This window comes from Pinibacter aurantiacus (genome assembly GCF_019130065.1).
Taxonomy (GTDB): Bacteria; Bacteroidota; Bacteroidia; order Chitinophagales; family Chitinophagaceae; genus Pinibacter; species Pinibacter aurantiacus.
In genome coordinates this window covers 23,967-42,928 of sequence record NZ_JAHSPG010000006.1, presented here as the reverse complement: position 1 = coordinate 42,928, position 18,962 = coordinate 23,967, and the positions used below count along the sequence as shown (strand labels likewise).

Sequence of the window (18,962 nt, the reverse complement as noted above, 5' to 3'; positions counted from 1 at the left end):
GAATGGATTTATCTGTTGTAATACCACTTTTAAACGAAGAAGAATCACTTCCTGAACTTTGTGCATGGATACAAAAAGTGATGATCGCGAATAACTATAGCTATGAAGTTATTCTGATCGATGATGGAAGTACGGACAACTCTTGGGACGTGATTGAAAAACTTCGTAAAGAAAACGACTGTATTAAAGGCATCCGTTTCCAGAGAAATTATGGCAAATCCGCAGCGCTGAACGAAGGCTTCAAGGCTGCATCTGGTGAAGTTATCATTACGATGGACGCAGATTTGCAGGATTCTCCCGATGAAATTCCGGAGTTGAGGAAAATGATTCTTGTGGATGGATTCGATCTGGTAAGCGGATGGAAAAAGAAACGCTACGATAATACGCTCACTAAAAATATTCCTTCCAAGCTATTCAATGCAGCTACCCGTGCAGTCTCCGGCATTAAGTTGAACGACTTCAATTGCGGACTGAAAGCTTATCGAAAAAAAGTGGTAAAAAGCATTGAAGTATACGGCGAAATGCACCGTTATATTCCTGTAATTGCCAAGTGGAGCGGCTTTAGAAAGATTGGCGAAAAAGTGGTTGAGCACAGAGCCCGCAAATACGGTGTTACAAAATTTGGTTTGGAACGATTTGTAAACGGATTCCTTGATCTTGCGTCAATAACATTTGTAGGCAGGTACGGTAAACGTCCTATGCACTTCTTCGGATTAGCGGGGTCAATCTTCTTCCTCATCGGTTTTGGAGTAAGCACTTACCTGATCATTTCAAAACTGATAGATTTCAGTTTTTCACTCACTACAAGACCTTCATTTTACATAGCCCTTACCACCATGGTAATGGGTACAATGTTGTTCCTTGCAGGATTTTTGGGTGAGCTGATCGCACGTAATTCTGCTTCGAGAAACTCCTATTTAATTGAGCAAAAGTTAGGATTGAACCAACATCAGGCATGAGCAAAAAAATAGTTATTCTAGGCCCGGCACACCCTTTCAGAGGCGGAGGCATTACCACATTTAATGAGCGACTTGCAAGGGAATTCATGGGCATGGGCAATGAAGTAACTATTTACAATTTCACCCTGCTGTATCCTTCTTTTCTTTTTCCGGGAAAAACGCAATATGCAACCGGGCCCGCTCCGGAGGATCTAACTATTCTTCAGCGCCTTAATTCCATTTGGCCACTTAGCTGGCTGAAAACTGGTAAGGAGATAAAGGCTTTGAAGCCAGATTTATTGGTAGTGCGCTATTGGTTGCCCTTAATGGGACCTGCGCTGGGAAGCGTTTTAAGGATCGTTAAAAAAAATAAACACACAAAGATCGTCGCCATTACGGACAATATTTTACCGCACGAAAAACGTCCCGGCGACACGGCGTTTACAAAATATTTCCTCAAACCCTGCGACGCTTTCATTACCATGAGCGATAAAGTAATGAAGGATCTGAAGCAGTTTAACGTAACCGTCCCTGTTAAAAAAGTGGAGCATCCACTGTACGACAATTTTGGGAAGGCCGTTGTCAAAAGCGAAGCCAGGCAACACCTCAAGCTCGATCAGGAAGATAAAATTTTGCTTTTCTTCGGCTTCATCCGTAAATACAAGGGCCTCGACATTTTGCTGGATGCGATTAAAATTTTGAAGGACAAAAATTTTCAGAACGACCGCTTCAAACTTTTAGTAGCAGGAGAATTTTATGATGACCAAAACATTTACCTGCAACAAATTCAACAACTAGGCATCAGCGACAATGTCGTTGTCAGTTCAGATTTTATTGAAGATAACGATGTAAAATATTATTTCGGAGCCTCCGACGTCGTTATACAACCTTATAGAAACGCCACCCAAAGCGGCGTCACTCCCCTCGCCTATCATTTCGAAAAACCAATGATCGTCACTAATGTCGGTGCTTTGCCCGATTACGTGCCGAATGGCAAAGTAGGCCTGGTATGTGAACCCAATGCTCAAGCCATTGCCGAAAGCGTAGTTGAATATTTCAATCAGGGCGAAACGCATTTCCTACCATTTTTACAAGAAGAGAAAAAGAAATACAGCTGGCAGAAGCTGGCGGAAGCGATTGAAGCGATCGCAGAGTGAGCACGCAGATGACGCTGATTAGACTGATTTACGCGGTTCCTGTTTCCCATTATTCCGATGCGTTGAAAAAAAACACTAAATGAAAAGGCCGGTTGGATAAGTATCTCAACGAACTAATCAGTACAAATCAGTCTAATCAGCGTCATCTGCGTGCCGTCTTATTCACCCCTGTGGAAAAGTTAATCTGAAAAATTGTAGACTTAACACGAAATTTATTTCCAAATTGGATGAGAAAACTGCATGGAAGAAACCCGAGAAATATCTGCCCTTTTTCACCTTATGGACGATCCCGATGGAGAAGTATTTGGCATGGTAAGTGACCGGATCATTTCGTTTGGGAAAAACATTATCCCCAACCTGGAGCATCTCTGGGAAAACACTCCCGACGAGAATACGCAGGAGCGTATCGAATTGCTCATCCACCGCCTGCATTTCCGCGATCTTACAGATGATTTTACAAGATGGAAAGACCAACCGCAACCTGATCTTTTAGGAGGGGCTTTGCTGGCTGCAAAATATCAATATCCCGAATTAACAGCCGAGCAGGCATTGCAGGAGATCGAAAAAATGCGCCGCAATATATGGCTGGAGCTAAACGGATACCTCACCTGCCTTGAGCAAACAAAAGTCATTACGACCATACTTTACAAATACTACCGTATTAAAGGAATGGAAGTTGCCTATACCGAACCCAACGATTTTTTACTCAATAAACTGCTTGATGCACGCAAAGGCAATACACTTAATAATGGAATTCTTTTGCTGATCATATCAAACCTGCTGGACATTCCCATCCGGGCAGTTAACATTCCTCGCCAGTTTATCCTTGCCTATTACGATGTAGAAGACGGCGATTGGGAAGCTGTAAAGCAAAATCCGGCTGACAGAATTCAATTTTATATAGATCCCACTAATGGGCAGGTATACACGCAAAAAGACGTGGATACTTACTTTCACCGTATTTCAGTACCACCTGTCACCTCTTACTTTAAGCCACTCGATAACAAAAAAGTAATACAATTACTGCTGGAAGAACTTGCAAAATGTTTCGAAAAAGACAAACATTTGTACAAGTATAACGAACTCATGGGCCTTTCCGACCTGCTGGGTGAGTAAACTTTTTTGCAAGTTTTGAGTTATGCTGGTCGAAGAAGCGGCAAATCTCAGATATAAGGGATAATTTTTTTTGTAACTTTCGTTACCCATAACTCACTACACAAAACTTATTAATAAATAAAACCAGCGTTAACATGAAACCGAACATTGGCATTCCAGAAAAACATTTGCAACAAGCAGCAGAAAAATTGAATGTTCTTTTAGCCGACGAAACAATTTTGTATACAAAGACGAGAAATTACCACTGGAATTACGAGGGTGATAATTTCATGGAAATGCACAAGCTCTATGAAGGACAGTACGAAGAGCTGGCTGAACACATCGATGGTGTTGCCGAAAGAATAAGAATGCTCGGCCATCACGCCGAAGGCAGATTGAAAGACTATCTTGAACTCGCACGTCTTGATGAACCGGCATACACTACTAACCAGGACGAGCAACTGAAAAACCTCGTGAACGACCACGAAACACTGGCTAACCTCATCAGAAAAGACATCAAAGAAGTTGATGGTCTCGGAGATACCGGAACCGCAGATTTCCTTACCGGACTGTTGAGATTCCACGAGCAAAAAGCGTGGATGCTTCGCTCCTACCTGAAATAATTTGAAAATTTGAAGATTTGAAAATTTGAAAATTAAGGTCTCTGGTTTTTCAAGTCGTCAAAATGAGCAAATAAAAAGCAGTGCCGGTTATTGATCGGCATTGTTTGTTTTTGGGTTCCGATTGTGTTATCAGCAATTGTAATAAAGCCCACCATCCTTGCGACGCTCCATTCATCGACAGAATATTATTCGGCATTTTTATTCAACATTACAATTCCCAAACAAAAGCCTACCGATCATCACAAACTCTGTCGTTAACCCCCATTTTCAAATTTTCAAATCTTCAAATTTTCAAATTACATGTACTTTTGTAAACTATGAATTGCACATCAACCAATGCTTCATTTGCAGAGACAGGGTTCTTCTCTAAAATAACTTTGGACTACATTGCAAACGCAGAGGCACTACAACCTTTCTACAAACATTCACAGGATATAAACGGCATACAGCAAGCAATTGCGGCAAGACAAGCATTCCCTACCAACAGGCAATTGCTGGTGGATGCATTGAAAGAGCAATATGCTGCAGTATCAAACGCCACTGAGGTAAACAACAACATCGAAAGTCTTTTACAGGAAAATACATTTACGATTGTTACGGCACACCAGCCGAATATCTTCACCGGCTACTTATACTTCGTCTACAAAATATTGCACACCATAAAACTCGCAGGTGAACTAAAGCAACAGTTACCACAATACAATTTTGTTCCCGTTTATTATATGGGCAGCGAAGATGCTGACCTGGATGAATTGGGCAAAGTAACAGTTGACGGACAAAAATTTGTTTGGCAAACCACACAAACCGGCGCCGTTGGAAGAATGAAAGTAGACAAGGCTTTGCTGAAAATGATCGATGCTTTTGACGGACAATTATCCATCTTCCCTCACGGCAAAGATTTGATCCAACTGCTGCGTGAATGTTATGCAGAAGGTTCAAATATCCAGACGGCTACATTCAAACTGGCACATGCACTTTTCGCAAACTATGGGCTGATCGTTTTAATCCCTGACAGTGCGGCATTGAAGGCAACCATGCACAAAATTTTCGAAGAAGATTTTTTGCACAAAACACCTTCTTCGATTGTTGAAGGCACCATTAAAAAACTGGATCACCACTATAAAGTACAAGCGAATCCAAGAGAGATCAACCTTTTTTACTTAAAAGATAATATTCGCGAACGCATTGTTGAAAATAATGACGGCTACAAAGTAGATCATCAACAAATACATTTTACCAAAGAAGAATTACAACAGGAGCTGGCACAGCATCCGGAACGTTTTAGCCCTAACGTTATATTGCGCGGAATGTTCCAGGAAACAATTTTACCAAACATTGTATTCATCGGTGGTGGCGGGGAATTGGCGTACTGGCTGGAACTAAAAGATCTTTTTGAGCATTACAACGTTCCCTATCCTGTTTTGCTGTTGCGCAATTCGTTTTTAGTGGTCGAAAAGAAATGGAATGAAAAGATCAGCCATCTCGATTTTGACATTGCTGACTTTTTCAAACCTGAAAACATATTGCTGGAAAAATTGGTAAAGCGTGACTCCAACGTGCAGGTCGATCTGAACAACGAGTTCAAGGACTTTGATGCATTGTACAAACATTTGAAAGATGTAGTGAACAACATCGACACCACATTGCTGCAACACGTAGATGCACTGCACACAAAAAGCGCAAAGCAACTACAGAATCTGCAAAAGAAAATGCTTCGTGCAGAAAAAAGAAAATTCTCAGCACAACAGCATCAGATAGCAGTGATCAAAAAGGCGCTCTTTCCGAATAACAGCCTGCAGGAAAGAACAGATAATTTTATGCCGTTCTATGCGCAGTACGGACCAACATTTATCGATTGTGTTTACAAAAACACACAAGGCCTGGGCAAAGAATTCATCGTTATTTCCCTCCCGTAGAGACGCATAAAAATGCGTCTCTGGTGCGGCACCCGCACGGCACATTCATACATACATTATTTACAACGTTCGGGCACATGTCGCACCGAACGTTTTTTTTGAACAGGGATTTGGCGCAACACCAGAGACGCATTTTCATGCGTCTCTACGAACAAAAAAAGGGCCCGTTTAGAAAAACAGCCCTTTCCTTTTTTAAAAAACAATATATCAAACACGAAAATTAGTGGAGAATTGAGAATGGAGAATTGAGAGTTATTCGCAGTCAACCATTCGATGTTTTAGGTCAAATATTGTATCTTCAACGACTACACTTTTGTCAACTCTCAACTCTCAACTCTCAACTCTCAACTCTCAACTCTCAACTCTCAACTCTCAATTTTCAACTCTCGATTTTCAATTTTCAATTTTCAACTCTCCCCGTAACGCGGTACAACGAAATCTGCGCGGTCAAATAATCATACACTGCTTCTAAATAATTCAGTTGTGCACCAGTAAGCGCCAGTTCAGCATCTGTTAACTCAAGTCTTGACGCCACACCTTTTGCGTAACGATATTGTGTGATGTCATAACTCAGCTGTGCCGTTTCTTTAACGTTTATTCTTGTTTGCATGCGTGCACTCGTCTCATTCAGTGCTGATACCACCTGCTTCACATCCACACGTAATTGCTCATACACGTTTTCAGTTTGCAACACTGCCTGTTGCTTATCAATCTTTGCCTGCTGAATCTTTGCATCCTTACTGAACCCGCTGAATATCGGTACGTTCACCTGTGCACCAACAAAAGTTGTCGATGGATAATAAGCATTAGCATAGTTAAACTGATTCGTTTGCGTTTGTATCATATATTGTCCCACCAACGCTACATTAGGTCGCTTATCCGCTTTCGCCGATTGAATCTGTTGATCACTTATTTGTTGTTGCAAAGCAACAGCCTTCAGGTCCGCTCTTTTTTCTTTTGCCTGGTTGTATACATCCTCCTCAGAAGGCACTGTCTTTTCTGCAAGCGGCAAGGCGATGGAATCTGTTAGTTCGATTGTCTGCAATGAATCAAGGCCCAGCAATGTTTTCAATTGTTGCTTGTTTACATCAATGGCGTTGGACAATTTCAATAGATCAGGCTCAAGGTTCTTTACGGATGTATACGCTCTCAAAGTGTCTACACGCAATGCACGGCCCTGCGCCAGCAGCGATCGTGCGTCCTGCAAGGCTTTTTCATTACGCGAAAGACTTTCTTTTTGTAGTTTGATACGTTCACCCAATACAACTATCAGTAAATAAGTTTGGCGTGCATACGCTGCAACCGCCGTTTGTTTATCCGACAATGAAAGCCTGCTTTCTTCTTCTAAAAGTTTCGCTTGTGTGTTAGCAGATTTCGCTGATGGATCGTACAAAGGCTGAACTATATTAAATGCTCCTAACGCCTGATCTTTTCCGCCGAAACGGCTGTATGGAATTTTATCATCGGTGCCATTATTTCCCAACCCAAAAAATATGGGTTGAGAAAAATAATGAGACACTTGTGCGGTTACGCCAACTACAGGTAAATATTTGCTGCGAGCTATCTTTGAACCTTCCTGTGCTTTGCTTATATCCAGGCTGCTGATCTTTATTTCCCTGTTATGTTGTACGGCCATCGAAACCGCATCTTTTATAGACAACCGCTGAACACCCGGCTGTTGTGCACTCGCGACGTACGAGATGGAACACAACGCAATGAACAGCAGCAATGTGTAGACTAAATATTTAAAATGAAAATTATCCGCGTGCATGATTATTATTTTATTTAATGAACAATAGAAGGTTGAGCAATCAGTTCCCCATGACCACTGGGAACAACGCCGGTTTCAACTTTCTTTTTATATGGACGAGAGAAGAATGAATACACCGAAGGAATGACATACAACGTAAGCACACCGGCGAACAACAAACCACCCACTACTACGATACCCAGTGATGTCCGGCTTCCTGATGAAGTGCCCAATGACAATGCAATTGGCAGTGTACCAAAGATCATCGCCAATGTTGTCATCAAAATTGGCCTGAAACGTGAGATCGCGGCGTCCAGGATCGCATCCTTCACACTCATTCCTTCCTGCTTTCTTTGGTTGGCAAACTCAACAATGAGGATACCATTCTTTGTAATCAAACCAATCAACATGATGATACCGATTTCACTAAATACATTGATGGATTGATGTGTGAGCCACAAACTCAACAATGCTCCGGTAACAGCCATTGGCACTGTGAGCAAAATGATGAATGGATCGATTAGGCTTTCAAATTGTGCAGCCAATACCAGATAGATCAATATGATCGCAAAGATGAAAGCAAACACAAGGCTGGAGCTGCTTTCAGAAAAGTCGCGGCTTTGTCCGGCAAGGTCCTTTCTGAATCCTTTTGGTAACACTTTTGTTGCGATGCCATCCATTTCTTTGATCGCTTCGCCAAGACTTACACCTGCTGCAGGCGTTGCAGAAATGGTAGCGCTGTAAGATTGGTTGTAGCGATAAATAGCGGGTGGACTCACGCTCTCATTTCTTGTTACAAGGTTATCCAGCGACACCATATCTCCGCTTCCTGATTTCAGGAACAATGAACTCAAATCGGTTGGTGCAGATCTTTCTTTTCTTTCCAGTTGTCCGATCACTTCGTACTGCCTGTCATTGTAAATGAAGTAGCCATATCGTCTTCCACTCAATGCCAGTTGCAATGTTCTTCCTATTTCCTGTGTTGAAATACCAAGTTGTGCGGCGCGTTGTCTGTCAATGGTGATGCCTATTTCCGGACGGTTGATCTTGAAGTCGGGGTCCTGGAAACTGAGCTTTTTGCTTTGGTAAACTTCACCCATCAACTTCGGCATAACATCTTCAAGGCTTTTCAAATCAGGAGCCTGAATAACGTATTGCAAAGGTTGGGAACTTGAGAAACCCCCGATGGTTGGTATTTGTATCGGAATACAAATTACATTTCTGAACCGGCCAGATGCCGCTACTAGTTTTTCATACACCTGCTGTTGCGTCATTCCGCTTTTACGATCTTTCGGATCTTTCAGGAATATCCACTGGAAGCCGCCATTTACAGGCTGAACCAGCGTTCCGGAAGAAGCCGCAACTGCTGCGTATGTTCTGTTCTCATTCAAATCAGGAATAGAATCTGACACATAATTGCTGATCTCCTTCATAGTCTGCTCCATGCTTTCGTAAGATGTTCCTTCAGGTGCGATAACCGCCAAACCTACCATTGATCTATCTTCCAGCGGAGCCAACTCGGATGGTAATTTAGGAGCGAGAAAATATGCTACTCCAAATGATATCAGCAATATTGCAAAGCCAAGCCATCTTACTTTAAAGAACGCTCTCAGTGTTTTCGCATAGCCTCTGTTCAATGCTTCGAACCATGGCTCTGTCTTGCGATACAACCATCCATGTGATGTTCCTGCTTTCAGCAGATAGGCACTCATCATTGGCGAAAGGGTCAGCGCAACGAAAGCTGAGATCAATACAGAACCAGATACCACGATGGCAAACTCTTTAAACAGTCTTCCTGTAATTCCTCCCAGGAACAGTATTGGCAAGAACACCGCCGCGAGTGTTACAGTGGTAGAAATAACCGCGAAGTAAATTTCGTCCGAACCTTTTCTCGCTGCTTGTAACGGCGTCATGCCTTCTTCTACTTTGCTGTAAATATTTTCTAGAACTACAATCGCATCATCCACCACAAGCCCGATGGCGAGTACCAATCCCAGCAGCGTCAACACGTTGATGGAAAAATTACAGATGTACATGATGAAGAATGCAGAAATGATCGACACCGGAATCGCAACCAACGGAATGATCGTACTTCTCCAGTCCCGTAAGAAAATAAAAATGATCATTGCCACGAGACCAAATGCAAGTAGCAAAGTCTCTTCTACTTCGGCCAGTGAGTTACGCACCGGAACAGTGAAATCTTTACCAAGAGAAATGATGTAATCTTTCGGTGCGGATTTTACGATATCATCAAAGCGTTTTTTAAATTCATCCACGATAGCCAGGGAGTTCGCACCACGTTGCGGTTGAACTCCGGTACCTACACCGTAGCGAGCTGTTTGTCCTTCGCCTACGATCATTGCTGTACGCTCGTTTTGAGAGGACATAATAGCCGTACCAACATCTCTGAACCGAACGATAGCGCCGCCTTTCTCACTCACGATCATGTTGTTGAAATCATCTTCTGTCACCAATCTTCCTTGTGTACGAAGTGTAACCTCTGTATTGTCGCCTTCAATTCTTCCGCTTGGCAAATCGACATTTTCTTTTTGCAACGCAGTCTGAATATCAGCTGGCGTTAAATGATACGCAGCGAGTTTAACCGGGTCCATGCGCAGGCGCATGGCACGTTTACGACCCGCATACGTATCAACCAAACGCACTCCGGGTATGGATTGCAGTCTTTCTTTGATATTGATGTTTACAAAGTCAGTAATATCTTCAAGGCTCTTACTATCACTTTGAACAGTAAGAAACACGAGAAAATCTGCAGGACCCGCTTTCTCAACTATTGTAGGTTCAATGTCTGTTGGTAATTGTTGACGCGACTTGGAAACCTTGTCCCGTACGTCGTTTGCAGCAGCTTCCAGATCTGCATTCAAATTAAACTCTACTGTTATAATGCTCACCTGCTCTCTTGATTGAGACGAGATGGCTCGAATGCCGTTTGCTTCTGCAACCGCTTCTTCCAAAGGTTTCGTAACCTGCGAAGCGATGATATCCGCACTGGCACCGGGATACACGGTGGTTACTGTTACAATGGGTGAATCCGTTACAGGATATTCCCTTGTACCGAGATACGTGTAACCAACGATCCCGAATAAAATCAATAGGACTGACATTACCCCCGCCAGCACAGGCCGGGATATGCTTACTTGTGAAATAGCACTCATAAATATGTTGTATGAATTATAGTATGTGGGGACGGATTTTGTTGTGAGTTTTGAGTTATAAGTTTTGAGTAGGAAGTGCCAGCATCCGTTAGGCTGACTTTTAAAATCGGGAACCTTACTCAAAACTTAATACTCACAACTCAAAACCTATTTAACAGTAACAAAGCGAATCGCAGAACCAGGTACAAGTCTTAACAAATTGCTCGTTATCACCGTGTCGCCGGGTTGCAAACCTTTCAGCACTTCTACGTTTGAGGGATTGCGCTGGCCAATTTCCACGGGCACTATCTGTGCTTTGCCATCTTTGGCAACGTACACATTGTAGCCTTGTGAAGAAGGCATCAATGCCTGTGATGAAACCAGTAAGGCGTTGTTGGATGAATGTAGCGATAAGTTCAATCTAGCACTTTGTCCAGCCATCAATGTCCTTCCTGAATTATCTGCTACCGCACGAACCAGCAAGGTTCTTGTATTCTGATCCAGCTTTGATTCGCGGGCAACTACTTTTGCAGCGTACTGCTTGTTGTCAGAAGCAACAGTGAACTTCTGTAAACTACCAGGAGTAATTGTGTTTGTGTATTTCTCCGGCACATTGAATTCAACTTTTACAGAACTGTTATCCTGAATGTTGGTCAATATCGTGTTGGTAGAAACGATGGCACCGGGATATGCGTGAATGATACCGATCTGTCCATCAAACGGTGCACGAATGCGCGTTTTGTCGATCATTACTTTCAACTCGAGTATTTGCGCCTGCAATACTTTTAAATTGGTGAAAGCCTGATCGTAATCCTGTTGTACCACTGCTTCATGTTTGATAAGATCACGAAGCCTTTCTTCATTAAGCGCTGCAAGCTTTTCCTGTTGCTGCAATTTTTCAAGCTGCGCTTTCAAGTCTGCGTCGTCAAGTTGAAAAAGCAAAGCGCCTTTCTTCACGAGCGATCCTTCTTTTACATTCACGCTTACTATCTTCCTGGTAAGCTCGCTCGCAATATCCACCTGTTGATTAGCCACCAGCGTACCAGTTACCTCCAGTATGTCAGTTAAAACCGAAGGAGTTATAATGTTACCGTCTACAGCAGTTGCCTGAGGTACGGTGTTGATGGCCGTGTGATTGGGTTCTTTTGCCTGGCTGGAGCAAGCGGCCAGGAAAATAGATGAACCAATAATGAATAAGGATAAGTTCAATAGTCTTTTCGCTCCTCTAAAATCTGTCAGCATGGTGTTTCTTTTTTCGATTTATTTAAATATTTCAATAAATAAATTGCATCTTTATGTCAGAATTCAAAATTGAAATAGAATACAAACCTATTGATTTATTTAAATATTTCGATAAATAAATTAAAAAATTTTTTTTTAGACTTTTAGTCCTTCCAAAAACTTGATGTAATCATCTATCACATAATTGTTTAGAGAGTATTTCACATTACGGCCTTCTTTTTCAGAAGAAATGAGTTCATTGTCGATTAACTGTTTCAAGTGGTGACAGATGGAAGGCTGGGCCAGATCGAGGGTTTCGTTGAGGTCCACACAATACAGACAATCTTTGCTCTTCTTCACTTCCTTAAGAATGGTCAGGCGGTTTGCATCAGCCAATGCTTTGGAAATTTTCTCTGCTCTTTTGATATCCATTGTTGCATGAATTTTCACAAAGAAACAAATTTATTTATTCAAATATTTAAATTGGTTGCAAAAACAACTTTTCTTTAGGAATTGTACCGGGAAAAATAACTGCTTAAGGCTAAATGCCTAACGCCTAACGCAAATGTGCAGCTTTCCGGCGGCATTAAGCATTAAGCGTTTAGCGTTAAACGCCCCGCTGGGCATTATTTTCCACAAAACCTCTTCAAAATACCCCTACTCTGGCGGCACTGTTTTATACCTATTGGCTTGCAGGAAGTTATCAGCTAAGCGGATTTAAAACTTTCTGTTTTCCTTACCATGGAACAGACTATCAAATCCGGCGTTTACAAATTACTTGAAAAGGTTGGCGACCAGGTGAACTTCTTCCTCTCCTTTGTTCGCCATCTTTTAAGGAAAGGATTTGAGTGGAACGAATTCCTCCGCCAGTGCTTTATTATCGGCTATAAATCATTCCCACTTATCGCAGTAACCGGCTTCATACTGGGGTTTGTTCTAACGCTTCAGTCCCTACCAACGTTAAAAGATTTCGGCGCTGCGAGTTATGTTCCCGGCATGGTATCGGTTTCAGTTGTAAGAGAAATCGGACCTGTTATCATTGCTCTGATCTCTGCCGGAAAAATAGCTTCGAGTATTGGCGCAGAATTGGGAAGCATGAAGGTAACAGAACAGATCAGTGCTATGGAAGTTTCGAGCGCAGACCCAATTCAATACCTGGTGGTAACGCGTATCCTGGCATGCACTTTCATGATTCCGCTATTGACTTTGATGGCCGACGCAATCTCTCTTTTCGGAGGATTTGTTGGTTCCAATTTAGATAACAAAGTTAGTCTGCACTTATACTTCAACAAGGCATTCAATGCCTTGGCTTTCAGCGATCTTTTTCCCGGAGTTATCAAGACCGTATTCTTTGGGTTTGCTATTGGTTTTATTGGTTGTTATCACGGCTATCATTCCAACAGAGGAACAGAAAGCGTAGGACATGCAGCCAACTCAGCCGTAGTAAGCGCCTCACTATGGATCATAATATTGGACGGCATTGCTGTACAACTAACAAACATTTTCGCTTATAATTAAACGTTAGTATGCAAGATGAATTAACCATTGAAACTAAACAAGCAACTGAAGCTAAAACGGATGATAACAATATTGTCATAAAAGTGGAACATTTGCAAAAATCGTTTGAAGACAATAAAGTTTTGAAAGATATCAATCTCACGCTCTGTAAAGGAGAAAATTTAGTTGTGCTGGGCAGATCGGGACAGGGTAAATCTGTAACGATACAATGCATTGTTGGATTGCTGGACTATGATGAAGGATCGTTAAAAGTTTTTGGAAAAGAGATTAAAGAGCTGCTTGAAGATGAGTTAAAAGAAATCCGTTTAAAGCTGGGTTTCCTTTTTCAAAGCGGTGCTTTGTATGATTCAATGACGGTGAGGGAAAACCTTTCCTTTCCCTTGACGCGTGTGCTGAAAATGAAGGATGACAGCAAGATCAATCAAGAGGTGGAGGATGTCTTGGATGCAGTAGGACTAAAAGATGCCATTGACAAAATGCCGGGTGACCTTTCCGGTGGTATGCGCAAAAGGATCGGACTAGCGAGAACTCTGATATTGAAACCCGCTATCATGTTGTATGATGAGCCAACAACGGGACTTGATCCCATCACATCAAAAGAGATCAGCCAATTGATTATGGACCTGAGAAAAAAATACCAGACATCGTCTATCATCATTACGCATGATCTGGCCTGCGCTAAGATCACGGGCGACCGTATCCTGGTTTTGCATGAGGGTAAGTTCATTGCAGAAGGTTCTTACAAAGACCTCGAAAAATCACAGGATGAGCGAGTAAACTCATTCTTCAAATAGATAAAATGAAAACCACACCACAACAAAAAATTAAGCTGGGTGCATTCACTATTGTTGCATTGCTTGTATTGTTCATTGGCATTTTTGTTATCGGCAGCAAAAAGAATATGTTCAAGAGCACATTCAGAGTGTATGGCACGTTTAAAAATGTTGGTGGCCTGCAAGTGGGCAATAACGTGCGTTTTGTTGGTATTAATGTAGGAACTGTTGACGCCATAGAAATCATTTCCGATTCGCTTGCCCGCGTGGATATGATACTGCAATCCAAAGTAAAAAAGTTTCTAAAAAACAACGCGATCGCCAGCATAGGCTCCGATGGTTTGATGGGGGATAAATTAGTGGTGATCAGCAGCGCCATCGATTCTACAATGATGGCTTCCTCGGTGCCTATAAAGGACGGTGATCAGATCAGAACGATCAATCCTATTGAGTACGACAAGGTATTGGGCAAAGCAAAACGCATTATTGACAACGCTGAAGTAATGACGAATAGTCTTTCCGACATGATTACCAAGGTGAATTCTGGCCATGGCACGATCGGCCGTTTGCTAAACAGCGACAGCCTGGCAAAAAGTTTGGAAAGCACATCAAATTCGGCTAAGGCGGCTTTGACTTCCGTTAAAAAAGGCTCTGAAGGCTTTAGTGAAAACATGGAGGCCTTACACTCAAATTTCCTCTTCAAAAAATACTACCGTAAAAAAGAAAAACAGCAAGAAAAGGAACAAAAAAAGAAAGAACGCGAAGCGAAGAAGTCAGCTGACTCGACAAGGGAAGCGACTAAAAACTAAAATAGCACACCGATGACACGGATTGGACTGATTTACACGGATTTTTTTGCTAATAATTGAATAACTGAGTAACTGAATAACTGAATGTTGATGGCCAACTAGCTTGATGTGATTTGATCTGTATTAAAGCAAAGCGCTTTTTTGACCAACCTAACCGATTGACTTTGAACTATTCAGTTACTCAGTTATTCAGTTATTCAGTCTGTGGTGATTGCAGTAAAAAAATTCCTCCACGTTGTTTCCCTCCCGGAAATTCCTGCGACTAAGTCATCGCTTGTTAACTGAAATCAAAAGATGCTTATGAATAACGATCTAAACGCAGAAAGAAGGGTAAATAAGGAAATAGAAACCGCGCTGGCCATTATTTCGCTGGCGAATGAAATTAAAAATTCGACGATCCGTAAACAAATACAGGAACTTGCATTGCAAGCGGCTAAAGAACTGATGGCAGAAGCCAATGCAAACAAACAATCTTTCGAAGCTTAAGCTAATAAACAGGGCCGTTTATAGGCGTACATGGAAAAAGGGAGGCGAAAGCCTCCTTTTGGTGTTTTTCTCTGGTGCCAGTAGCCGGCAACCAGTAGTTGGTTAGAACATCCAACCAAAATGATAAACATTCACTGGTATGAAATTATTATAAACATTCCCGCACTAAAACACCGGCCACCGGCCACGGACTACCGGCTGCAATCACCATGATTAAACACCCTATATACACAATCGGTCACGGCACTCGAACAATTGAAGAATTCATCGCTTTACTAAAGCAGTTTGATATTCAATACCTGATTGATGTGCGCTCTATTCCCTACTCGAAACACAACCCTCAATATATTGCCCGGAAACTCGCTGATACATTGAAAGACAACAATATCACTTACCTCTTCATGGGGGAAGCGCTTGGCGGACGACCTGCGAACAGTAAGTTTTACGATGAAAAAGGCAAAGTGAATTACGACCTGTTGGCAGAAACCGAGGCTTTTAAAAACGGTATCAAACGAATTGAAACGGCTTACGAAAAAAATATCAGGGTTGTACTAATGTGCAGCGAAAGCAAACCTTCTGAATGCCACCGAAGTAAATTGATCGGCAAAGTGTTGAATGAACTGAACGTTGACGTGCAGCATATTGATGAGAACGGGGAATTGCGTTCGCAGAATGAAATTGCGAACTAGGTATTGGGCGTGCCCGTTCAGACAAGGCAATGCCTTGTCTCTACACCTGATCCATCGCCATTTTCAACTGCTTTGCTGGCACTACTCCACTCTGGCGATACATCACTTTGCCGTTTTTGAATATCATGATCGTAGGAACTCCTTGTATATTGTAGGCAGCTGCAACATTCGGATTCTTGTCGACATCTATTTTAATGATGATGGCATTGTCGCCCACCATGTCCTTCAATTCTTTAAGAATGGGAGGCATCAATTTACAAGGGCCGCACCATTCTGCAAAAAAATCAACCACCACGGGCTTGCTCCCATTTATCAGATTGCCAAAGCTTTGATTTCCTTCCATAAACATTGATTTAAGTTAGTTGCCAAAAAATTGTACCGCAGCGGTTTTTTATACCGGTCCGCCCGTAGATTAATATGATAAAATTCGGAAAAAAACAAAAGCGCCTGAGTATTAACTCAAACGCTTTGCTAATGAACGATTCCTGCCTATTCTGTCTTTGTTATGAAAGTCATCATTGTCTGGGACCTCACATCGGTAGAGCACTCTCAATGAGATTGCTTCGACCGATTAGTTCATGTTCCGCACTCTTAATCTTCTACGACCTTCCTGCTCCACTGGTCTCGCAATGACGCCACAGTCTTGTTTTATTGCCTCGCAGTTTCCATTCAAGTTCCGAGGTTACACGTCATTGCGAGCCTCTGCAGAAAATGAATACCGAACACATTAGGCAAAGATCGCTTCGTCGGGGACGAGGCGAAGCAATCCCTTTAACATGTTCACACTAATTCGATATCCTATAAATCACCGCATCTTTGCCAGGCAATGTTAATTGCAAAGTATTCCCAACATTTCTCTCTTTACCTGAATAAAGTTCTTTTGTCGTGTGATTTGCATTCTTCAAACCAAGCTTCGTCAAGTCAACAGTAAACTGCTTTTCTGCGTCATCATAATTCAACACTGCTATGTAGGTATATTGTTTTCCCACGCTCGCAAAAATATTTGGTGCTTTATCACCCACCTCAATTGCAACAGGACGGAAATTATTCGTTGCCTGTGCAAGCTGAATAATGTCTTTATTCTGCAGGAACTTCTTTGCACGCTCTTTCCATTGGCCGTCTTTAGAATAATCATCGCCTGTTATTAACGTCCCGGTAATGAGAGATGAGGTTAAACGTGCTTTATTAACACCTTCGCTTTCATTGCCAAACACAACGTGGTCGGCATCTACGAAATCATACAACTCATTTTGCCACCAGCCCAGTCCGGTGCTGTTAAGCGTGTATCCAGTTTCATTTATTTGTTTGAATGCATCACAGGCGATGCGACGCATGTGAACATATTTGCTGGTTGCAATATTGGCGGAGATAGCCGCGTACACAAGCATAGTGCCTGCCATTTGATCATTCAGATATTGCATTCCTTTTTTGTATGCCTGCATGCCCGTGTGAACGTTGCTTTCGAAATAATGATCTGCTTCAATAGCAGCATGTCCGAGAAAATCGATCTTGATCATTTCAAAGCCGCATTCTTTAAAGCGTTTCATGTAAAACGCAATCTTTGCCAGCGTTGCCGGATGTGTTGGATCCATCGCTCTTCCTCCGTCAAAGTCGTGATACTGTCCATTTACTGTGAGCCAACAATCCTTGTATTTGTAATCAGACCCTTCTACTTTTCTGTCAGCATTTTTGCCCCAGTCGGTGAAAGGCGCCCAATACACGCCGGGACGCAGACCTTTCGCTCTGCAATGATCCGCAAATGCTTTTAATGTGCTGATGTCGCCGCCGATTCCACCGCTTGTCATGTTGTCCCAAAATGAATCGAGATCAATATATAAAGTGTTATCAGCGTTGCGAAAACCTTTGCAGGAATCAGCAAAAAAGTCAATGACCGCGCCAGTATTCTCCTTATTTATTTTTTCCTGTAGTACGCCCCAGCTGTTCCACCCCATCGGTTTTGCCTTGTTCCATTTGAAAATATAACGGGGAGATTGCGTTCGCACACTCTTTGCATAGGTTTCCATTCCATCTTTCCAGTTATCAAAAAGACCAATCAAAAATCTTGGAGAAGCTGATGACTTTTGATTGAGTCCCACAAAGCCATGAGCCTTGCGGTCACGTGTTACGAGGCTGTCTGTAAATCCTGCAAAAACATTCAACAATAATGTTGATTCGCTTTGTCCTTTAATCATTACACCAGACTTCCAATCATCCTGATCAAGTGAACCTGCAATAAAGCCGTGATCGTTTTTATCACTGTACACTACCCCAACTTCAGATCCAGTGAAATTACTTTTATCCAAATTGTAAGAACTATAACGCATCCACGCATCGTTATCAAACGGAATGAAAACTGAGCGATTATCTGCATCTTTTTCCATGTCAACTGCGGCGCTGTTTAATACGGAAAGATAGTTGCAGCCTTCTTTTGCGCCTGTAACAACAAGTTGTGTGAAGAAATAATCTTTGCCCGGATATGTAAAAAACAATTGTTGCATCTGCAAGTTATTGTTGCCGGTTAGCGTTACAATGCTGCAGGTCCCTTTGCCAAATTTATCTGTGATGGTTTTGGAAGAAAATGTTCTTTTCGATAAATCTTTGCTGGTGAAAGACATAGTTGATCGACCCTCTGCAAACGCTTTTTTGATTACGACCTTGCCGTTAAAGACAACATCGTAAAAACCTGTAGAAAGATCATAGCGAATGACATTGTTCTTTCCAAACGCAATTGTTTTTATGCCTGAACCGTTTTGTGCAAATAAATTAAACGAGAATAAAGTCAATACGAATAGCTTGCATAACATTACATTATACTTCATAACGCATCTTTGTTTA

General features: G+C 42.1%; 16 protein-coding genes. 10 read left to right on the top strand and 6 right to left on the bottom strand.

Annotation, left to right across the window (positions count from 1 at the left end; genetic code table 11):
- Positions 1 to 2 precede the first annotated feature (2 nt).
- The 5 genes from KTO63_RS09875 to bshC all read left to right on the top strand — a co-directional run bounded on the left by KTO63_RS09875 (position 3) and on the right by bshC (position 5,729).
- Positions 3 to 959, top strand: coding sequence for a glycosyltransferase family 2 protein (locus tag KTO63_RS09875; protein ID WP_217791101.1), 957 nt, complete (start codon positions 3 to 5; stop codon positions 957 to 959).
- A complete protein-coding gene (locus tag KTO63_RS09870) occupies positions 956 to 2,095 on the top strand; it encodes a glycosyltransferase (protein ID WP_217791100.1) in 1,140 nt (379 codons plus the stop codon). Before KTO63_RS09875 ends, KTO63_RS09870 begins: the two co-directional genes overlap by 4 nt.
- Positions 2,096 to 2,335: 240 nt before the next feature.
- Complete coding sequence (locus KTO63_RS09865) at positions 2,336 to 3,211, top strand: transglutaminase-like domain-containing protein (protein ID WP_217791099.1); 876 nt, start codon at positions 2,336 to 2,338, stop codon at positions 3,209 to 3,211.
- A gap of 134 nt (positions 3,212 to 3,345) precedes the next feature.
- Positions 3,346 to 3,813, top strand: a complete 468-nt coding sequence (locus KTO63_RS09860) for a Dps family protein (protein ID WP_217791098.1) — start codon at positions 3,346 to 3,348, stop codon at positions 3,811 to 3,813.
- Positions 3,814 to 4,130: 317 nt separating this feature from the next.
- Positions 4,131 to 5,729 carry a bacillithiol biosynthesis cysteine-adding enzyme BshC gene (gene bshC, locus KTO63_RS09855; RefSeq protein ID WP_217791097.1) on the top strand — a complete coding sequence of 533 codons (1,599 nt, stop codon included), beginning with the start codon at positions 4,131 to 4,133 and terminating at the stop codon, positions 5,727 to 5,729.
- 400 nt (positions 5,730 to 6,129) lie between these two features.
- Here the strand turns inward: bshC and KTO63_RS09850 are convergent, their stop codons facing one another.
- The 4 genes from KTO63_RS09850 to KTO63_RS09835 form a co-directional block, all read right to left on the bottom strand.
- On the bottom strand, positions 6,130 to 7,500 hold the full coding sequence (locus KTO63_RS09850; protein WP_217791096.1) for a TolC family protein: 1,371 nt from the start codon (positions 7,498 to 7,500) through the stop codon (positions 6,130 to 6,132).
- Positions 7,501 to 7,514: 14 nt separating this feature from the next.
- The gene (locus KTO63_RS09845; RefSeq protein WP_217791095.1) at positions 7,515 to 10,652 is read right to left on the bottom strand and encodes an efflux RND transporter permease subunit; all 3,138 of its coding nucleotides are present in this window, start codon (positions 10,650 to 10,652) and stop codon (positions 7,515 to 7,517) included.
- Positions 10,653 to 10,799: 147 nt separating this feature from the next.
- The gene (locus KTO63_RS09840; protein WP_217791094.1) at positions 10,800 to 11,873 is read right to left on the bottom strand and encodes an efflux RND transporter periplasmic adaptor subunit; all 1,074 of its coding nucleotides are present in this window, start codon (positions 11,871 to 11,873) and stop codon (positions 10,800 to 10,802) included.
- A 135-nt stretch (positions 11,874 to 12,008) separates the two neighbouring features.
- Complete coding sequence (locus tag KTO63_RS09835; RefSeq protein WP_217791093.1) at positions 12,009 to 12,284, bottom strand: ArsR/SmtB family transcription factor; 276 nt, start codon at positions 12,282 to 12,284, stop codon at positions 12,009 to 12,011.
- A 309-nt stretch (positions 12,285 to 12,593) separates the two neighbouring features.
- Here KTO63_RS09835 and KTO63_RS09830 point away from each other — a divergent pair, with 309 nt between their 5' ends.
- The 5 genes from KTO63_RS09830 (at position 12,594) to KTO63_RS09810 (ending at position 16,127) form a co-directional block, all read left to right on the top strand.
- Complete coding sequence (locus KTO63_RS09830; RefSeq protein WP_217791092.1) at positions 12,594 to 13,370, top strand: MlaE family ABC transporter permease; 777 nt, start codon at positions 12,594 to 12,596, stop codon at positions 13,368 to 13,370.
- An 8-nt stretch (positions 13,371 to 13,378) separates the two neighbouring features.
- The gene (locus KTO63_RS09825) at positions 13,379 to 14,164 is read left to right on the top strand and encodes an ABC transporter ATP-binding protein (RefSeq protein ID WP_217791091.1); all 786 of its coding nucleotides are present in this window, start codon (positions 13,379 to 13,381) and stop codon (positions 14,162 to 14,164) included.
- A gap of 5 nt (positions 14,165 to 14,169) precedes the next feature.
- Positions 14,170 to 14,952: an MlaD family protein gene (locus KTO63_RS09820; RefSeq protein ID WP_217791090.1), complete on the top strand. Its 783-nt coding sequence runs from the start codon at positions 14,170 to 14,172 to the stop codon at positions 14,950 to 14,952.
- Positions 14,953 to 15,252: 300 nt separating this feature from the next.
- Positions 15,253 to 15,438 carry a hypothetical protein gene (locus KTO63_RS09815; protein ID WP_217791089.1) on the top strand — a complete coding sequence of 62 codons (186 nt, stop codon included), beginning with the start codon at positions 15,253 to 15,255 and terminating at the stop codon, positions 15,436 to 15,438.
- A 209-nt stretch (positions 15,439 to 15,647) separates the two neighbouring features.
- Positions 15,648 to 16,127 (top strand): DUF488 domain-containing protein, encoded by a 480-nt coding sequence (locus tag KTO63_RS09810; protein WP_217791088.1) that lies wholly within the window; start codon positions 15,648 to 15,650, stop codon positions 16,125 to 16,127.
- A gap of 40 nt (positions 16,128 to 16,167) precedes the next feature.
- On the opposite strand, the gene trxA is transcribed toward KTO63_RS09810, so the two are convergent.
- Together trxA and KTO63_RS09800 are read right to left on the bottom strand one after the other, a co-directional pair.
- Complete coding sequence (trxA, locus tag KTO63_RS09805) at positions 16,168 to 16,470, bottom strand: thioredoxin (RefSeq protein WP_217791087.1); 303 nt, start codon at positions 16,468 to 16,470, stop codon at positions 16,168 to 16,170.
- 442 nt (positions 16,471 to 16,912) lie between these two features.
- Positions 16,913 to 18,946 carry an alpha-amylase family protein gene (locus tag KTO63_RS09800; protein WP_217791086.1) on the bottom strand — a complete coding sequence of 678 codons (2,034 nt, stop codon included), beginning with the start codon at positions 18,944 to 18,946 and terminating at the stop codon, positions 16,913 to 16,915.
- Positions 18,947 to 18,962: the final 16 nt, after the last annotated feature.